Here is a 556-nt window from a genome sequence, read left to right as displayed (position 1 = left end):
GCCCTGAACGGATTCAAGCAGATAGGAGTTCGGCGCATCGGCCAGTTTCAGGTATAGCGACAACGGGGTGTCGAAGTCGGCAAGGGTTTCGAACGACAGGGGGATGCGGTTATGGCCTTCGACGGCCAAACGCAGGAATTCTTCGCGGGTCATGTCAGCCTCGTGGTCTGAGGAGGGTTCGAACGAACAACGGCAAACGCGCCGGCCTGGCCGGCAGGAAAAAGTCAGGCGCGCCAGCGCCAACGGGCCAGGGCCTTGATGACTTTCATCCATTGTCTGCGGGTGAGCACCACGAGCTGATCTCTTCGGTGGGTCAAAAAGAGTCCGGCCACACTAGCGCAGCCCCGGAGCCGAAGCAACCAGCTCACGCAGGTCGTCGAGCACCAGCGCCGGCTGCTCATGCGCGATGGGCTCGCCGTGGTTGTAGCCGTAGGTAAGCGCGACACAGCGTACTGTCGCGGCCTTGGCAGCCCGTACGTCGTTGCGCGAGTCACCCACGAACAGCGATTCGCCGGGCGCAACGCCCGCCTTGTCCATCACCCAGAACAACGCCGCC

At 62.9% G+C, this 556-nt stretch carries 1 protein-coding gene; it reads right to left on the bottom strand.

The window, feature by feature from the left end; genetic code table 11:
* Nucleotides 1–333 precede the first annotated feature (333 nt).
* Nucleotides 334–556: HAD hydrolase-like protein (locus CXQ97_RS21160; protein WP_181035168.1), on the bottom strand; the 223-nt coding region annotated here is incomplete at its 5' end.

The organism is Arthrobacter sp. B0490 (genome assembly GCF_002929355.1).
In the GTDB taxonomy this organism is placed as follows: domain Bacteria; phylum Actinomycetota; class Actinomycetes; order Actinomycetales; family Micrococcaceae; genus Arthrobacter_D.
Note: the sequence above shows the minus strand (reverse complement) of the source record. Positions and strands in the feature narration are given on the sequence as shown.